We start from the raw sequence: 16905 nt of genomic DNA, 5'->3' as shown, positions 1-16905 counted from the left end.
CGGTCTCATTCCGAACCCGGTCGTTAAGTCTCCTTGCGCTGATGGTACTGCCCTGTGATGGGGTGGGAGAGTAGGTCGCCGCCACGGTTTTTCTTTGAGGGGGAGGGTTCGTCTTTCGGGGCGGGCTCTCCTCCTTTTTTGTTGTCTGGGTTTGTGCGTTTGTGAATTGGTTGTTCGGCGTCCATTCCGCCGGGGTGCTGGCCGGTGCGACTTCCCGCGATGGGAGGATTTCCGTATGACGAAGACAATCCCCGAGGACCTGCTGGCGGCCGCTGAGGCGGCGACCGGTTTCATGCCCACTGACGAGGGGATGGCTCTCTTCGAGACCGCCCTGGAGTACGCGGATCGCGGCCCCGTCGTGGAGATCGGAACCTACTGCGGCAAGTCCACCGTGTTCCTTGGTGCCGCCGCCCGTGTGGGTGGGGCGAAGGTCATCACCGTGGACCACCACCGGGGCTCGGAGGAGCACCAGGAGGGCTGGGAGTACCACGACAGCTCCCTGATCGACCCGGTCACCGGGAAGTTCGACACCCTTCCGCACTTCCGGCACACGATCACGAAGGCGGGCCTGGACGACGAGGTCATCGCGATCACCGGGGCCTCCGTCGACGTCGCCGCGGTCTGGGGGACGGAGCTGGGCATGCTCTTCATCGACGGCGGGCACAGCGAGACCGCCGCCCAGAACGACTACGAGGGCTGGTCGCCGCACGTGGCCAGGGGCGGGGCGCTGGTGATCCACGACGTCTTCCCGAACCCCGAGGACGGGGGGCGGCCGCCCTACAACATCTACTGTCGGGCGCTGGACTCCGGACTGTTCCGCGAGGTGCGCGTCGTGGGCTCCATGCGGGTCCTGGAGCGCGTCTCCTGAGGCGGGACCGACCCGTCATTTGTGACGGAGGCCCTTGGAGTCGAATGCGTACGCTCCGTGATTGTTCCTGAGTATGGCAATATTGGTTGAGGAAAGTGAGTGAGCCAACATCCGGACATGGACACGCCTGACGAGGGTAAGCCTTCGGTAAGAAGTGACCGTGCGGTTACGGATTCGACCTTGACACGGTTACGTGCGGGTATCGTGGCTTCGAGGGTGGAGCGATGATGGTGATATTCCCCGAAATACCGCTTCAGCCCTGAATCGAACTGAACCGATCAGGGGCACTCGCGCGTCAAACACCAGGACGGCACGGTGCCGGACGTGATTTGCCTTGGGGGCGGGGAGCTGAGCAAGAGCACACACGGCGATGACGGGACGGACGGACAGCGTCCCGATTCGAACACGCCGGAGACGAACGACACCTCTGCTGAGGAGCTGTCCAGTCCTGCGACCCCCCAGGGTGATGATCTACCCACCAGTGGTGAGGATCAATCCGCGGGGGAGACTCCGGAATCGGGTACGGAGCCCAACGGCCAGCCCGAGCCGGAGTTCGTCGCGGGACCCATCGCATTCAAGACGAGCGGCACGTTCCTTCGTGACCGCGTGGCCATGACCCTCGCTGAACAGGGATTCGACGCCGAGGGGTCGGACACCACCGGGGCGGCTGGGGCTTCCGGCGACGAGTCGGAGAGCACGCAGACGCCGGACGCCGAACGGGACGCCGAGGAGTCTCCCTCCGACGCCTCTCCTGGCGTCGAGACGCCGGTCAGCGGTTCAGCGGGGGAGCGTGACGAGGACTCCGCGAGCACGGCGGCCACCGAGGACGCCGAGCCGGAGGAGAGCCGAACCGAGCAGATCCCGGTTCTGGGAACCGTGGAGACCGCGGGGTCCGAGGACCCCGCGGACCCGCCGGTGGTGGCCTCGGCCGCCACCGGAACCGGGCCCGCGTCCGAGCCGGAGGAGGGCTCGGGGACGCGGACCGACACGGACACGGAGGCCGACGAGGCGCGTACCGAGGCCATGCCCGCGCCCGCCGCGGGAGCGGTGGCCTTCGCCGCCCCGCCGCCGGAGAAGGACGCCAACGCGGGGGACGGCAGCGGAAGCACGTCGGCTGAGAGCGCCTCCTCCGCGAGCCCTCCCGCTGAGGGCGCCGCCCCAGGCGACCCGGCGGATGACGCCGCCCTGTGGCCGACGCCCCGACGGCTGTCCGACTACGTGTCGGACCAGCCCGCGTCCGAGGGGTCCTCCGCCACCCCCGGTGGCGCGGAGAGCGGTGCGGCCGCCGGAGCTGGTGCCGCCGGAGCTGGTGCCGGCGGTGCCGGGACCCCGGGCGGTCCCGGTGGCCCGACCGACAGCGCCGAGGGTCCGGGTGACGGGTCCGGGAAGAACAAGAAGAAGAAGGCCAAGAAGCCGCTCTGGCTGCGCATTCTGCTGGGCTTCCTCGCCGTGACCGGTCTGGGGCTCATCCTGGCCTGCGGCGTCTTCACGTTCTTCTACGTGACCGTCGAGGTCCCGGACGCGGCCAAGGCCGACGCGGTGGAGCAGGGTTCGACCTTCTACTTCGCGGACGGCGAGACCGAGTTCGCCTACCGGGGCACCGACCGTGACGTCATCAGCTACGAGGAGATGACGGCTGGCGGCGACCACGTCGTCGAGGCGGTCATCTCCGCCGAGGACCGTGGTTTCTGGACCGAGCCGGGTGTCTCGATCAGCGGCACCATGCGCGCGGTGTGGTCCACCATCACGGGTGAGCAGGTGCAGGGCGGTTCGACCGTCACCCAGCAGATGGTGCGCAACTACTACGAGGGCGTCTCCCTGGAACAGACCGTGTCCCGCAAGGTCCAGGAGATCATCATCTCCATCAAGGTGGACCGGAGCGAGGACAAGGAGTGGGTGATGGAGCAGTACCTCAACACCATCTACTTCGGTCGCACCTCCTACGGCGTCCAGGCGGCCTCGCAGGCGTACTACCACAAGGACGTCGACGAGCTCACCGCCGAGGAGGCGGCCTTCCTGGCCGCCGCGATCCAGCAGCCGACCCGGTTCGGCCAGGCGGACGTGGAGACCACGCCCGACATGGAGAACCGCTGGCAGTACGTGGTCAACGGCATGGTCACCACCGGAGCGATCACCCAGGCCGAGGCGGACGCCATGGAGTTCCCGGCGCCCGAGCCGGAGAAGACCACGGAGGACCTCAGCGGCTACCGCGGGTACATGCTCCAGGAGGCCATGAGCGAGCTGTCGGACCTCGGTTACAGCGAGGACCACATCAACCGCCAGGGCTTCAAGATCGTCACCACCTTCGACAAGGACATGATGGACGCCGCCTACGAGTCGGTGGAGGAGATGGTCGCCCCGGACAGCCTTCCCGAGGGCGTCAACATCGGCCTGACCACCATCGACCCGAAGACCGGCGAGGTGCTGGCCTTCTACGGCGGGCACGACTACCACCTCAACCAGTACGACAGCTCGTTCCTGGGCGCCGCGCAGGCGGGTTCCGCGTTCAAGCCCTACGTGCTGGCCACGGCGTTGGAACAGGGCTACGGCCTCAACTCCACGGTGGACGGTCGCGGGCCGAGGGACATCCACGGCTCCCGCGTGCAGAACGCGAACAACGCCTCCGGTGGTGTCATGACGCTCACCCAGGCCACCACGGTGTCCAACAACCTCGGTTTCGTGGAGCTGGCCCAGGAGGTCGGATTCGAGGAGGTCAGGCAGACCGCCTACGACGTGGGCCTGCCGGACGGGAGCATCGACGACAACCAGCTGGTGCCGGTCATGCCGCTGGGCGCGACGAGCGTCCGCTCGGTCGACCAGGCGAGCGGCTACGCGACCTTCGCCAACGGTGGCGTGCACATGGAGGCGCACGTCATCAAGGAGATCGTCAACCAGGAGGGTGACAACGAGCGGCCGGAGATCGAGGGCAAGAAGGCCCTGGAGGCCTCGACCGCCTCCGACGTCACCTACGCCCTGGAGCAGGCGGTCAGTTCCGGAACCGGTACCGCCGCGCAGCTCTGGGACCACCCGGTGGCGGGCAAGACCGGTACCACCAACGGCAGCGTGGCGGCCTGGTTCGTCGGGTACACCCCGCAGCTGTCCACGGCGGTCGGCGTCTACAGCGGGAACAACGAGAGCTTCCAGATCCCGGGGCACAACATCTCCGGTGGCGGCCTGCCCGCCCAGATGTGGAAGTCGTACATGAACCGCGCCATGGAGGGGTACGAGCGCGCCTCGTTCCCCGGGCCCGAGTTCGGTGGCACCACGGAGAACTGGGCGCCCGAACCGGCGACCCAGGAGCCGCAGCAGCCGGAGGCGCCTGAGGGCGGCGAGCCGGAGGTCCCGGAGGTCCCGGAGACGCCCGAGGTGCCGACCGACCCCGAGCCGGAGGTCCCGGAGGTCCCGACCTTCCCGGAGAACCCGGAGGGGCCGGATGAACCGGAGGAGCCGGGGAATCCCGGGATTCCGCCGGGCCGGGGCGAGGAGAACGGCCAGTAAACGAAGGAGGGCCCCGCGGGGCCCTCCTCGTGTGTTCAGGCCCCGGTGTGCAGGAAGACCTGTGAACCCGGTGTGGTGCGGGTGAGCGCGTCCACCGCCAGGATCACCGCCGCCGAGGTCCAGGTGCTGCGCTCCACCGGCCAGCGGACCTGTTCCGCGAACTGGTAGCCGGTCCAGTACACGCCGTCGTCGGCGTCGCGCAGGTGCTGGACGTCCCGCAGGACGCGCACGCCCGTGTCGACCTCGCCCATCGCGGCCAGCGCCATGACCAGTTCGGAGGACTCCGCCGCCGTCACCCAGGGCTGGTCGCTCACGCAGCGCACGCCCAGACCGGGCATGACGAAGGTGTCCCAGCGCTCCGCGATCCGCTCCTTGGCGGCCTCGTCCCGCAGCACGCCGCCGAGGATCGGGTAGAACCAGTCCATCGAGAACCGGGAGCGGTCCGAGAACAGGCCCTCGTCGTGGATGATGAGCTCGGCCAACCGGTCGGCAGCCTTGGACCACTCCGGCCGTTCGCGGCCCAACCGCGCCCCCAGGGCGGCCCCGCAGCGCAGGGCGTGGTGCACGCTCGCGCACACGGTGAGCAGCGCGTGGTCGCCGGGGGACCCGTCCTCGGAACGGGCCCACAGGATCTCCCCGTGCTCGCCGCGCAGACCCAGGACGAACTCCAGCCCGCTCTCCACCACGGGCCACATCCGCTCAGCGAAGGACGCGTCTCCCGTGGTCAGCAGGTGGTGGAGGAGTCCCACCGCCGGGTAGGCGGCGTGGTTGGCCTCGCGCAGGGCGGTCACGGGACCGCCCTGGCGGTACTTCGCGTACCAGCCGCCGTCGGGGTGGCGGCTCCCGTCCAGCCACAGGTAGGCGCGGCGGGCCGCCTCGGCGTGCTCGGGGACGAGCACACCGGTGACGGTCAGCGCCATGGCGCACTCCACGTGGTCCCACACGTCGGCGTGGCCGCCCGGGAACCACGGGATCACCCCGTCGCCCTCCTGGGAGCGGGCGAGGTAGTCGGCGGACCGGTACAGCTGTTCGGCGCTGAGGACTCCGGGCAGGCGCAGGGCACCGGGGTCGGACGGTACGGGGGCCATCAGGCGGCCGCGTCGGTGTGCGGCTTGCGCACGTACACGATGACGCTCTTGCCGATGACCGGGTTGAGGAGGCGCTCGGCCACGCGGGTGACCTTGGGGGCCTGGAGCATGTCCCAGACCAGGAGGTCGTGGTAGGCCTTGGCGGCGGGGTGGTCGTTGTTGTCGGTGCCCACGGCGCACTTGATCCACCAGTACGGGGCGTGCAGGGCGTGCGCGTGGTGGTGCGGGCCGATCTCGAAGCCGGTGGCCTTGAGCTTGGCCTCCAGCTCGGCGCGGGTGTAGATGCGGATGTGGCCGCCCTCGTTGGTGTGGTACTCCTCCGAGAGGGCCCAGCAGATGCGCTCGGGCAGGAAGCTGGGCACGGTGACAGCCGCGATGCCGCCGGGCCTGAGGACCCGGTACAGCTCCTTCATGGCGGCGGTGTCGTGCGGCAGGTGCTCGAAGATCTCGGCGGCCACGACGCGGTCGAAGCTGTCGTCGTCGAAGGGCATGTCGAGGGCGTCGCCCTTGACGGTCTCGGCCTTGGCGGAGGAGGGGGCCTCACCCTCGTGGGCCATGGCCGCGAACATGGTCTCGACGTCGGCGAGGTCGCTCACGTTCTGGTCGAAGGCGACCACGTCGGCGCCACGGCGGTAGATCTCGAAGGCGTGGCGGCCGCCGCCGCAGCCGAGGTCGAGGACGCGGTGGCCCGGGCCGACGGGGAACAGGTTGAAGTCGACGGTGATCAGTGGAGGCTCCCTAGGGACGGTGCTGCGGGTCGTGCGTGGGGTCAGGCGCCGTTCGCGCGGGCGGCCCGCGCGGGTGCGGGCCGGGTGTCGTCGTCTCCGGTACCGGCGCTGGTCCCCTTGACGGCGTCGATGGTGGTGGCGTAGCGCTGGGCGGTCAGTTCGGCCACGGCCTTCCAGGTGAAGCGTTCCTGGACCCGGCGCCAGGCGGCTGCGCCCATGCGCTCGCGTTCGGCGGCGTCGTCGAACAGGGAGGCGAGTTCGGCGGCCAGGAGCTCGGGGTCGCCCGGGGGGATGAGTCGGCCGGCGTCACCGTCGGTGCCCACGACCTCGGGCAGGGCGCCCGCGTGACTGGCGACGAGGGGGGTACCGCAGGCCATGGCCTCCACGGCGGGCAGGGAGAAGCCCTCGTAGAAGGAGGGGACGACCGCCACCTCGGCGCTGGAGACGAGCTCTCCGAGCTCCTGGTCGTCGATGCCGCTGACGAACTCCACCCGGTCGCGCAGGCCGAGTTCGTCGACGAGCTGGTCGGTGGGGCCGCCGGGCTTCGGCTTGCTGACGATCCGCAGGCTGACGTCGCGCTCGGTGGCGAGCTTGGCGGCGGCGCGCAGGAGCACGCCGACCCCCTTGAGGGGGCTGTCGGCGCTGGCGGTACAGACGATGCGGCCGGGGACGCGTTCCACGTCGGGTCGCGGGTGGAAGTACCGGGTGTCCACGCCGAGCGGGGTGACCTCCATGGTGGCCGGGTCGACGCCGAACTCGCGGGCGATGTCGTCCGCCGAGGACCGGGACGGGACCAGGATCGGGTCGAGGCGGCGGGCCACCCTGGCCTGCATCCTCACGAATCCGTACCACCGGCGCTTGGAGAGCTTCTGGAGGCCCCGGGCCTCCTCGATCTCGATCCGGCGGTCCACGCTGATGGGGTGGTGGATGGTGGTGACCAGCGGCAGTCCGGCTGACCTGATGCCGAGCAGGCCCCAGCCGAGGGTCTGGTTGTCGTGGACGACGTCGAACTCCCCGAGCCGTCGGCGGAGCTCGCGGTTGGCGCGCAGGGAGTAGGTGAGGGGTTCGGGGAATCCGGCGGTCCACATGGTGGCGACCTCCAGGACGTCGATCCAGTCCCGCCACTCGCGCACGGGTGGCGCGACGAACGGGTTGGCGTCGTTGTAGAGGTCGAGGGAGGGGACCTTCTCCAGGGTGACGCCCTCGTCGAGGACGGGGTAGGGCTGCCCGGAGAGGACGGTGACCTCGTGACCGAGGGCGGCCAGTTCACGTGAGAGGTGGCGGACGTAGACTCCCTGCCCGCCCACGTGCTGCTTGCTCCGGTACGACAGGAGGGCGACGCGCAGGGGGCGGTCGCCGGAGGGCCGTGGGGTCGGTCCCGTGCTGGTGCCCGACTGGGTCAAGAGTCCACCTCTTCGTTGGATCGCGTGCCCGGTCGCCACCGTTGGTGTCCCGGCCCTGGCCGGAGCCTCTGCGGGCGGCTGCTGGGATGCTGCGCGCCCCCATATGTTACTCGCGAGTTCACTCGGGGCCGGCGCCGGGCATCAGGTACAGGGGATCATATTCGGGGCGTGGTCCCCGGGATGACGCTGGCCCAGCGCGGGCGGTGCGCCGGGCCCTCACGGGCCACGAGGCCGCGCTCCTCCAGCAGGCGGAGGTGCGCGGCGGTCTCGGAGGCGGCCATGTGCCGGGCCAGGGGGCGCATGTCCGCCCAGGAGCGCCGCCACTCCAGTCGTGACGTGAGCTCCCACAGGGTGGTGGGGCCCTGCCCGACCAGTCGCACCATGAGCTCCAGCCGCTCCTCGTGGTGGTCGACGATCTCCCGGGCGCGCTCGGCCAACCCGGAGAAGCGCGTCTCGTGTGAGGGAAGACATAGGAGCCGGTCGGCGCCGGGCAGGCGCCCGATCCGGTTCTGGGAGGCGAGGAAGTCACCGAGGGGGTCGCCCTCGGCGGAGTCCAGTGGGAACTGGCCCACGTGCGGGGTGATGCGCGGCAGGACGTGGTCGCCGGTGAAGAGGAGGTCGCGTCCGGCCAGGTGCAGGCACAGGTGCCCGGGGGTGTGGCCGGGTGTCCACACGGCGCGCAGCTCCAGGCCGGGGAGGTCGACGCGCTGGCCGTCGCCGAGCGAGGCGTCGGGCGGCGCGGGCGGTCGGAAGACGGTGGGGGAGGCGCGGAAGGCCTCGACGTCCTGTTCGGGGAAGCCCGCGCGGACCATCTGCTCGATCACGGAGGCGGCGCGTTCGTCGTCGGTGCGCCCCTCCTGGCGGCGCAGGACCTCGGCGTCGGCGGGGTGCATGGCGATCCAGGCGCCGGAGGCCTCGCGCAGGCGGCCGGTGAGCCCGGAGTGGTCGGCGTGGAAGTGGGTGACGACGGCGCCCCGGACCTCGTCCACCCGGTGTCCCGCCTGTCGGAGGCCGTCGACCAGGGCGTCCCAGGAGTCGTCGTGGTTCCAGCCGGTGTCGACGAGGACGGGGCCGCCGGGGGATTCGAGCGCGTAGACGTAGGTGAACCCGATGGGGTTGTGGGGGACCGGCACGGGGATGCTCCACAACCCCTCGCCCAGGTCCTCTACTGGGGGAACCTCGCGCATCCTGGCCCGACCTCTCCACTGGAAACCGAATCTGGTTCGATTCTAGGGAAGGGGTCCTCGGAGTGTGCGGGCGGCGGGTGCCTCCCGTGGCCGGTCTCGGTCCGGAGCTTTTCGGCCCGACAAAATAGAACATATTCTACAAAGGTCGGGGCGCCTTCCTGAAAGTTGCCGTCAAGCCCTCGTATTGCCTCTGCCACGTCGGGGAATGAGGCGAGGATCATGGGTTCCCGGCGCTGTGATCAAGGGAATTCGTTGGATAACGTGTTCTCGTGAGCCGGGTTGTCGGGCGGGGAGTCCACCCGGCGCGGCCGACCTCGGCGCCGTCGCGCGACGGCGACGTGCGGACCGAAGACGAATGGGAGAGACCCTGTGGCGGTGCAGGCACCGATCGGAACGATGACACGGACTCAGACCCAACGTCGTCGGCGCATCGTCCAGACCGCGGCCGCCCTGGCCGTGCGCGGCGGCGTGGAGGCGATGCAGATGCGTTCGGTCGCCGAACGCGCGGGGGTCGCCCTCGGCACGCTCTACCGCTACTTCCCCTCCAAGATGGACCTGGTCGTGGCCGTGGTCACCGAGGAGCTCGACCTCCTGGAAGGCGGCATCGTCCGCCGGCCGCCCACCGCGGACAGCCCCTCCGGGCGGGCGGTCGACGTCCTCCTCCGCGCCACGCGCGGCCTCATGCGCGAGCCCGAGCTGGCCGACGCCCTGGTGCGGTCCCTGATCATGGCCGAGGTCAAGATCGAGCTCGACGTGCGCATCAGCGACCTGGTGTGGCGGGTGGCCACCGGCAACCTGGAGGGCGCCCCCACCGCCGACGAGCCCCGGGGTGACGAGGCGGCCTCCGGCGTCGAGGTGGACCGCGACAGCACCGGGTACGTCCTGGTCGGCGCGCTCACCAGCGTCTGGATCTTCGAGCTCGTGGAGATCCTCAAGGGCCGCCGCGACATCGAGGAGGTCGAGGGGCGGCTCCAGACCGCTGCCAGCCGACTCCTCTCCTCCTTCTAGGGGGCGGGGCGAACGGGCTAGTCGGTCGGTTGGTCCGCCTCACTCTGGCCGCTGCCGAACAGCAGCCCCAGCAGGTCGCCGAGCAGGCCGGGGGAACCGTTCCCCGGAGCTCCGCCCCCGTCTCCGGGTGGCTCCTCCTCGTCCGTGTCCTCTCCGGGGTCGGGTTCCTGGGCCGGGGGGCCGGGTGCGCCGGGTGCCTCCTCCGGGACCTCGGGGGCGTCGCCGCGTTCGGGCGCCTCCTCACGCTCCTCCTCCGTCGACCCGCTCGGGCCGGTGCTGGGGTCGTCTCTCCCCGACACGTCCGCCCCGGGGCTCTCGGCGTCCGCGTCCCCGGTGACCGTGACCGAGGTCGGCTCTGACCCCGGCTTGCCGTCGGAGGCGGTGGAGGCCGCCTCCGCCTCGGACAGGCCCGGACGCTGCCCCGGCAGGACCGGGCCGGAGTCGATCACGGTGGTGGGGCCGCCCACCGAACTGGCCCACCACCACAGCCCCACCGCCACCGCCACGGTGGCCAGGCCCGAGATCGCGGGCAGCGGCCAGCGTCGGCGCCCGGTGTCGGTGACCTCGTCGAGCGGGTCGTGGTCAGGCGAGGGCAGCGGGGAGCGCGCGTCGTCGCGTACGGGGTGGTCGGCGGTGGTCAGCAGGTCGCGGGGCAGGGCACGGGGGAGCGGGACCTCGACGGGCCCGACCTCCTCGGGGTCCTCGACCACCGTCGCGCCCAGCGGGCGCGCGCGGTGGACCGGGTAGCCGTCCGTGGCGAGCGGCTGCATCGCCGAGGTGATCCGGGATCGCTCCTCGGCGGCGTCGGGTGAGGTACAGGTGTGCACGACCCGGTCGCGCAGACCGGGCGGGGCGCCCGGGGGGCGCAGCAGCGCCAGCGCCGAGGAGACCTGGTGCACCTGGGTCCGCCAGGTGCCGCTCGGGGTGTCCTCGTCGGGTTCGGGCGCGGGGAGCTCCTCCAGCCCCTCCGCCGCGCGGCGGATCGCGGACCGGGACAGTTCGCCGCAGATCCTCGGTTCCAGTCCCAGGACCCGGGAGACGGCCGAGGTGGACAGCGCGTGGCGCAGGTTGAGCTCGACCAGTTCCCGGTGGCTCGCCGGCAGGCGGGAGAACATGCGCGCGACCGGGGCCTCGTCGGGCACGGTGGCCAGCCGGGTGTAGGGGCAGGTGGGCGCGAAACCGCGCTGCTGGCAGGCGGTGCGGACGAGGGCGAAGAGCCAGGGGCCCCGGTCGGCGGGGTCGGTGAGCCTGGACTCCAGCCCGATCCCCGCGACGAAGGCCTCGTGGACGGCGTCGGTGACCGGGTCCTCGTCCGGCCGGTCTCCGTCGTCGGTGTACTGGTCGGGGTCGCCCAACAGGGACCACGCGTACCAGAAGAGCGGCTGCGCGAACGCGTCGTACAGCGCCTCGACGGTCTCCGCCTCCGGTACGCCTGTTTCGTTACCTCTGGTCACGATTCTCCCCCCGCTCCTGAGGTGACGCTAGCGAGGGGAGGCGTCTGGTGTGGGCGAATGATTCAGCTGTGGCTGGAAGGTGAGACTTCTGTTACCGACCACGCGCGTGCGGCGCCACTCGCACGCGCGTCTCCGCGCACGACGCGTCGGCTACTCGCCGCCCCGTGAGGGCTGTCCGATGGCGACCATCCGCTCCACGGAGCGGCGGGCCCGCTCGGCGGTCCCGGGGTCCACCAGGATCTCGGTGGTGCCGTGGCGGAGCGAGTTCAGCAGCTTGTCGGCGTCGATCATCTTCATGTAGTGGCACTCGGCGCGCGAGTTGACCGCCTCGAACTCCGTGGTGGAGTTGGCGTTGCGCAGCTGGTGCAGCATGCCGGTCTCGGTGGCGATCAGCACCTTCTTGGCCGTGGTGTTCTCCGCGGCGCTCAGCATCCCGCCGGTGGAGAGGACCTTCACCCGCTCCTCGGGGACCGCTCCGCTGCCCACGAGGTAGAGGGCCGAGGTGGCGCAGCCGCACTCGGGGTGGACGTACACCTCGGCGTCGGGCTCGGAGGCGACCCGCTCACGCAGGGTGTGGCCGTCGATCCCGGCGTGCACGTGGCACTCGCCCATCCAGACGTGGATGTTCTCGCGGCCGGTGACCCGCTTGACGTGGGCGCCGAGGAACTGGTCCGGGAGGAACAGGATCTCCCGGTCCTCGGGGATGGACCGGATGACGTCGGCGGCGTTGGACGAGGTGCAGCAGATGTCGGTCTCGGCCTTGACCGCCGCCGTGGTGTTGACGTAGGCGACCACGACCGCGCCGGGGTGCTGGGCCTTCCACGCGCGCACGTCCTCGGCGGTGATCGTGTCCGCCAACGAGCACCCGGCGTTGGGGTCGGGGAGCAGAATGGTCTTCTCCGGCGCGAGGATCTTGGCGGTCTCGGCCATGAAGTGCACGCCGCAGAAGACGATGGTGCTGGCGTCCACGCTCGCGGCGAGCCGGGACAGTGCCAGGGAGTCGCCGGTGTGGTGGGCGACGTCCTGGATTTCCGGGCGCTGGTAGTTGTGCGCGAGGATGACAGCGTCGCGCTCCTCTGCCAGGCGGCGGACCTCGGTGGCCCACTCCTGCCTGGTCATGGTGTCCGCCGTCGCGGTGACCGATGCCATGTCCTACTACTTCCTTGGGGCTGTGGGCACGCCGTGCGGGCGCCGTGCCAGGGGAGATGCGTGCGGAGACCTAGTTTTTGTCTGTCAGGCACAAACCTGGTGAAGCTTAACATGGCGTGGAACGGAAGGGACAGGGTGGATATCCCGGAAGCAAACGGACAGGCCATGGTGGCCGACGCGGGCCCGACCGCGACGGCCGACCCCGATCGGAGGGGAGGGGCGGCGGTGCTCTCGGCGCACGAGGCGATCGCGGTCGTCCTCCAGATCCGCGCGGGAGAACTGTGCGTCCTGTTGTGGCGGCGCGCCCTGCCGCCCTGCGAGGGCGAGTGGGCGCTGCCCGGTGGTCGGCTCGGCGCCGACGAGAGCCTGGGCGCCTCGATCCGCCGACAGCTCGCCCAGAAGGTCGACGTCCGCGACGTCAGCCACATGGAGCAGCTGGAGACCCGCAGCGACCCCCACCGCGACCCCCAGCGCCGCACCCTGGCCACCGCCTACCTGGGTCTGGTCCCGGCGCACATCGACCCCGTGGTTCCGGCCGACACCGGCTGGCACCCCGCCGCCGACCTGCCGCCGATGGCCTTCGACCACGCCTCCATCGTCCGCTCCGGCCGCCGACGGCTGCGCTCCAAACTGAGCTACACCAACCTGGGCTTCGCCCTGGCCCCGCCGGAGTTCACGATGTCGGAGCTGTCGGCCCACTACCGGGCCGCCCTCGGGCACGACGTGGCCGCCACCAACCTGCGCCGGGTCCTCCTGCGGCGCGGGCAGATCGAGGAGACCGGCCGCTCCGTGCCCTCCGGTCGCTCCGGTGGACGACCCGCCGCCCTCTTCCGCTTCCGCGCGCGGGAACTGGAGGTCACCGACGCCTTCGCCGTGCTGCGCCCGCCGGGCGCCTGAACCCGCCACGGCGCGGGCCCGAGCGGTGGCGGGCCGGGTCCGCGCCGGTACACGCCTTGTACACTCCCTAACCGTGGCAATTCGTACTGTGGTGTTCGACGTCGGCGAGACGCTCATCGACGAGACGCGGATCTTCGCGCGCTGGGCGGACCGGTTCGCCATCCCGCACATGGCGTTCTTCGGCACCATCGGCGCGGTGATCGGCTCCGGCGGCACGCTCACCGACGGTTTCCGGCTGCTCGTGCCCGGGTTCGACCTGGAGGCCGAGAGCGCCCGTTGGCGGGCCGAGGACCCGGAGGGCGTCCGTGAGCACTTCGACGAGCGCGACCTCTACCCGGACGTCCGCCCCGCCTTCAAGGCCATGAACCAGGCCGGGCTGTCCCTGGTCATCGCGGGCAACCAGCCTCCCGAGGCCGGACCCACCCTGGACGCCATGGGCCTGGGCGTCGACGGCATCGGCATCTCCGACGTGTGGGGCACCCAGAAACCGCAGCCGGAGTTCTTCGACCGCGTCCTGGAGCTGGCCGACCGCGGCCGTCCGGGCGTCACCGCCGAGGAGATCCTCTACGTCGGTGACCGCGTCGACAACGACGTCCTCCCCGCCCGCCGCGCCGGGATGGGCACCGCCCTGCTGCGCCGGGGCATCTACGGGTACCGGCACGCCGCCACCCCCGACGCCCGGCGGGCCGACGTGATCGTGGACGACCTTCACCAGCTCACCGACTGGATCGCCGCCCGGGGCTGAGCTCGACCGGAGCGAAGCGCGCGGGATCATACTCCTGTTCGAGTGGGGCGGCGTGTCGTCGTGTCCGTAACCTCCCGGCCTGGGGTACTCTTCCCGGCACGCCCAGGGACGGACCGGGGTCGCGGTCCGGTCACGGTGTCCGCTTCCACCCGTTTGAACCCCGGGCCCAGGGGAAGGCCGCGTATCCGCGTGGCTCCCCCGCGGAAATCCCACAGGCCCCCGAACGGAGACGACCCCGCGATGATCACATTCGAGGGCGCCGCCAAGACCTATCCGGACGGCACCGTCGCCGTCGCCAGTCTGGACCTGACAGTGGAGTCCGGCGGGACCACGGTCTTCGTCGGCCCCTCCGGCAGCGGCAAGACCACCTCACTGCGGATGATCAACCGCATGGTCGAGCCCACCGCCGGAACCATCCGCGTCGACGGCGCCGACATCCGCGAGCAGGACCCGGCCCAGCTGCGCCGCTCCATCGGCTACGTCATCCAGCAGGCGGGACTCTTCCCGCACCGCACCGTCCTGGACAACATCGCCACGGTGCCTCTGCTCCTCGGATGGCGACGCTCCAAGGCACGCGCGCGAGCGGCCGAACTCATGGAACTGGTCGGCCTCGAACCCGCCCAGGCCAGGCGCTACCCCCACCAGCTCTCGGGTGGACAGCAGCAGAGGGTCGGCGTCGCCCGCGCCCTCGCCGCCGACCCGCCGATCCTGCTCATGGACGAGCCCTTCAGCGCCGTCGACCCGGTCGTGCGCACCAGCCTCCAGGACGAGCTGATCCGCCTCCAGCAGGAGCTGCACAAGACCATCGTGTTCGTCACCCACGACATCGACGAGGCGGTACGCCTCGGCGACCGGATCGCGGTCTTCCGGCCCGGCGGCGAACTCGCCCAGTACGACACCCCGAAACGGCTGCTCGCCGAACCCGTGGACGCGTTCGTGGAGTCGTTCATCGGCTACGACCGGGGAGTGCGCCGCCTCTCCTTCTTCCCCGCCAGCGCGCTCTCCCCGCGTGAGGACGTGGTCTTCGACGACGAGGACCGGGTCGAACGCGCCAAGGACGTCGTCACCGGGGACGGCGAACCGTGGGCGCTCGTGGTGGACGCCGACCGCATGCCCCGGGGGTGGGTCAGCGCCGCGCAGCTCGACCGGGCCCCCACCGGTGTGCCGCTCGGCTCACTGGAGCTGGCCCCCTTCGGCCACACCTTCGATGTGGGCGCCGACTCCCTGCGCGCCGCCCTGGACGCCGCAGTGCTCTCCCCGGCGGGACGGGCCGTCGGCGTGGACGACGAGGGCCGCGTCGTCGGAGTGGTCTCCCAGGACGACCTGGGCGCCGCGATCTGGTCGGTGTCCGAGTGATCGCCGCCGACGGCGGGAACTGGGCCGTGGGTGCCTGGGAGTGGGCCGTCCGGGTCACCGACTGGGGCGTGACCAACTGGAGCTACCCGGGCGAACCCGACCGGGGGATCCTGCCCCGGCTCCTGGAGCACATGCGCCTCGCCTACCTGTCCATCCTCATCGGGCTGGCCGTCGCCGTGCCCCTGGGGCTGGCCTGCGCGCGCTGGCGCGGGCTCTACCCGCCGGTGCTCACCGGCGTGAACGTGCTCTACGCGGTGCCCTCCATCGCCCTGTTCTTCCTCATGCTGCCCTACACGGGGTTCAGCGACTGGACCGCGATCGTCCCGCTGTCCCTCTACACCCTGGTGATCCTGCTGCCCAACGTGGTGGACGGTCTGCGCCAGGTCCCCGACCACGTACGCCAGGCGGCGGTCGCGATCGGCTACGGACCGCTCCGGCGCCTGGTGACCGTGGAGATGCCGGTGGCGGTGCCGGTGATCATCGCCGGGCTGCGCGTGGCCTCGGTGGCCACCATCAGCATGGTCAGCGTCGCCTCCCTGGTGGGCCTGGGCGGACTGGGCCAGCTCATCCTCAGCGACGGGTTCCGCCGTCAGTTCGACGCGCCCATCGTGGTCGGCATCGTGCTGGTGGTGCTGCTGGCCTTCGTCACCGACGCCCTGCTGGTCATCGCCCAGTACCTGCTCACCCCCTGGACCCGGGGCAACGGGCGGCCGGGCTCCGGGCTCAGGGCCCGCACGCGCCGAGCCGCCGCCGTGCCCACACCGTCGACCACGGGCGCCGCCGCGCACCCGAGCCCAGCCACGGCGGGGGAGTGACCATGGACATCCTGAACGAACTCGTGGCGTGGTTCTCGGACCCCGCGCAGTGGAGCGGCTCGGCGGGCATCCCGGCCAGGCTGGGCGAACACGTCTACTACTCGCTGCTGGGCCTGCTCATCTCGACCGCCATCGCGGTCCCGATCGGCCTGTTCACCGGACACACCGGCGTGGGCGGCTTCCTCACCGCGAGCCTGGCCAACTTCGCCCGGGCCCTGCCCACCATCGGCGTGCTCTTCCTGATCGTGCTGGCCGCCGGGATCGGGCTCGTTCCCGTCATCGCGGCCCTGGTGGCCCTGGCCGTCCCGCCGATCCTCGTCAACACCCACGAGGGCGTCCGGGGCGTCGAGCCCCGGCTCAGGGACGCCGCGCTGGGCATGGGCATGCGCGGCCGCGAGGTCCTGTTCAAGCTCGAACTCCCGGTGGCCACACCGCTCATCCTGATCGGGATGCGCACGGCCGCCGTCCAGGTGGTGGCCACGGCCACCATCGCCGCCTACGTGGGAGTGGGCGGGTTGGGCCGCTACATCGTCGACGGCCAGGCCCGCCAGGACCTCACGATGATGCTGGGCGGTTCCGTACTCGTGGTGGCGCTCGCGGTGGTCACCACGCTCCTGTTCGCCGGGCTGCGACGGTTCCTCGTCGCGCCCGGACTGCGTGCCGAGTCCGCGGTGGCGCGCTGACCTGGCGGTCTTCGGGCACCGCCTGT

Annotated in this window: 14 protein-coding genes and 1 rRNA gene; 9 read left to right on the top strand and 6 right to left on the bottom strand. The window is 71.1% G+C overall.

The window, feature by feature from the left end:
• From rrf to ACFW3L_RS07890, 3 genes are all read left to right on the top strand, one after another.
• A 5S ribosomal RNA gene (gene rrf, locus ACFW3L_RS07900) occupies positions 1-87 on the top strand; the annotation flags it as partial.
• 148 nt (positions 88-235) lie between these two features.
• Positions 236-868, top strand: coding sequence for a class I SAM-dependent methyltransferase (locus tag ACFW3L_RS07895; RefSeq protein ID WP_378737597.1), 633 nt, complete (start codon positions 236-238; stop codon positions 866-868).
• 612 nt (positions 869-1480) lie between these two features.
• Positions 1481-4366, top strand: a complete 2886-nt coding sequence (locus tag ACFW3L_RS07890; protein ID WP_378737595.1) for a transglycosylase domain-containing protein — start codon at positions 1481-1483, stop codon at positions 4364-4366.
• A 35-nt stretch (positions 4367-4401) separates the two neighbouring features.
• Here ACFW3L_RS07890 and ACFW3L_RS07885 read toward each other — a convergent pair whose 3' ends face one another.
• The 4 genes from ACFW3L_RS07885 to ACFW3L_RS07870 all read right to left on the bottom strand — a co-directional run bounded on the left by ACFW3L_RS07885 (position 4402) and on the right by ACFW3L_RS07870 (position 8772).
• Positions 4402-5454, bottom strand: coding sequence for a prenyltransferase (locus ACFW3L_RS07885; protein ID WP_378737593.1), 1053 nt, complete (start codon positions 5452-5454; stop codon positions 4402-4404).
• Positions 5454-6182 (bottom strand): class I SAM-dependent methyltransferase, encoded by a 729-nt coding sequence (locus tag ACFW3L_RS07880; protein ID WP_378737646.1) that lies wholly within the window; start codon positions 6180-6182, stop codon positions 5454-5456. Before ACFW3L_RS07880 ends, ACFW3L_RS07885 begins: the two co-directional genes overlap by 1 nt.
• A gap of 41 nt (positions 6183-6223) precedes the next feature.
• Positions 6224-7585 (bottom strand): glycosyltransferase family 4 protein, encoded by a 1362-nt coding sequence (locus ACFW3L_RS07875; RefSeq protein WP_378737591.1) that lies wholly within the window; start codon positions 7583-7585, stop codon positions 6224-6226.
• Positions 7586-7740: 155 nt separating this feature from the next.
• Positions 7741-8772 carry an MBL fold metallo-hydrolase gene (locus tag ACFW3L_RS07870; protein ID WP_378737589.1) on the bottom strand — a complete coding sequence of 344 codons (1032 nt, stop codon included), beginning with the start codon at positions 8770-8772 and terminating at the stop codon, positions 7741-7743.
• Positions 8773-9141: 369 nt separating this feature from the next.
• Between ACFW3L_RS07870 and ACFW3L_RS07865 the strand changes: the two genes are divergently transcribed.
• Entirely contained in the window at positions 9142-9780 is a 639-nt protein-coding gene (locus tag ACFW3L_RS07865; protein WP_378737587.1) for a TetR family transcriptional regulator, read from the top strand.
• A gap of 17 nt (positions 9781-9797) precedes the next feature.
• Here ACFW3L_RS07865 and ACFW3L_RS07860 read toward each other — a convergent pair whose 3' ends face one another.
• Positions 9798-11234 (bottom strand): sigma-70 family RNA polymerase sigma factor, encoded by a 1437-nt coding sequence (locus ACFW3L_RS07860; RefSeq protein WP_378737585.1) that lies wholly within the window; start codon positions 11232-11234, stop codon positions 9798-9800.
• Positions 11235-11384: 150 nt separating this feature from the next.
• Complete coding sequence (gene nadA / locus ACFW3L_RS07855; protein ID WP_378737583.1) at positions 11385-12383, bottom strand: quinolinate synthase NadA; 999 nt, start codon at positions 12381-12383, stop codon at positions 11385-11387.
• Between the two features lie 165 nt (positions 12384-12548).
• On the opposite strand from nadA, the gene ACFW3L_RS07850 reads away from it, so the two are divergent.
• From ACFW3L_RS07850 to ACFW3L_RS07830, 5 genes are all read left to right on the top strand, one after another.
• Entirely contained in the window at positions 12549-13280 is a 732-nt protein-coding gene (locus tag ACFW3L_RS07850; protein WP_378737581.1) for an NUDIX domain-containing protein, read from the top strand.
• Between the two features lie 88 nt (positions 13281-13368).
• Positions 13369-14025, top strand: coding sequence for an HAD family hydrolase (locus tag ACFW3L_RS07845; protein WP_378737644.1), 657 nt, complete (start codon positions 13369-13371; stop codon positions 14023-14025).
• A gap of 240 nt (positions 14026-14265) precedes the next feature.
• Positions 14266-15381: an ATP-binding cassette domain-containing protein gene (locus ACFW3L_RS07840; protein WP_378737579.1), complete on the top strand. Its 1116-nt coding sequence runs from the start codon at positions 14266-14268 to the stop codon at positions 15379-15381.
• Positions 15378-16196, top strand: coding sequence for an ABC transporter permease (locus ACFW3L_RS07835; RefSeq protein ID WP_378737577.1), 819 nt, complete (start codon positions 15378-15380; stop codon positions 16194-16196). Before ACFW3L_RS07840 ends, ACFW3L_RS07835 begins: the two co-directional genes overlap by 4 nt.
• A 2-nt stretch (positions 16197-16198) precedes the next feature.
• Entirely contained in the window at positions 16199-16879 is a 681-nt protein-coding gene (locus ACFW3L_RS07830; protein ID WP_378737576.1) for an ABC transporter permease, read from the top strand.
• Positions 16880-16905 lie beyond the last annotated feature (26 nt).

Origin of the sequence: Nocardiopsis sp. NPDC058789 (assembly GCF_042745575.1) — a bacterium.
Classification (GTDB): Bacteria; Actinomycetota; Actinomycetes; order Streptosporangiales; family Streptosporangiaceae; genus Nocardiopsis; species Nocardiopsis eucommiae.
Note: the sequence above shows the minus strand (reverse complement) of the source record. Positions and strands in the feature narration are given on the sequence as shown.

Excerpts from the sequence above, each read along its gene's own strand:
- ACFW3L_RS07870 (WP_378737589.1), bottom strand. The coding sequence starts at position 8,772 with ATGCGCGAGGTTCCCCCAGTAGAGGACCTGGGCGAGGGGTTGTGGAGC.
- ACFW3L_RS07890 (WP_378737595.1), top strand. The coding sequence starts at position 1,481 with ATGACCCTCGCTGAACAGGGATTCGACGCCGAGGGGTCGGACACCACC.
- nadA (WP_378737583.1), bottom strand. The coding sequence starts at position 12,383 with ATGGCATCGGTCACCGCGACGGCGGACACCATGACCAGGCAGGAGTGG.
- ACFW3L_RS07895 (WP_378737597.1), top strand. The coding sequence starts at position 236 with ATGACGAAGACAATCCCCGAGGACCTGCTGGCGGCCGCTGAGGCGGCG.
- ACFW3L_RS07830 (WP_378737576.1), top strand. The coding sequence starts at position 16,199 with ATGGACATCCTGAACGAACTCGTGGCGTGGTTCTCGGACCCCGCGCAG.
- ACFW3L_RS07850 (WP_378737581.1), top strand. The coding sequence starts at position 12,549 with ATGGTGGCCGACGCGGGCCCGACCGCGACGGCCGACCCCGATCGGAGG.
- ACFW3L_RS07885 (WP_378737593.1), bottom strand. The coding sequence starts at position 5,454 with ATGGCCCCCGTACCGTCCGACCCCGGTGCCCTGCGCCTGCCCGGAGTC.
- ACFW3L_RS07840 (WP_378737579.1), top strand. The coding sequence starts at position 14,266 with ATGATCACATTCGAGGGCGCCGCCAAGACCTATCCGGACGGCACCGTC.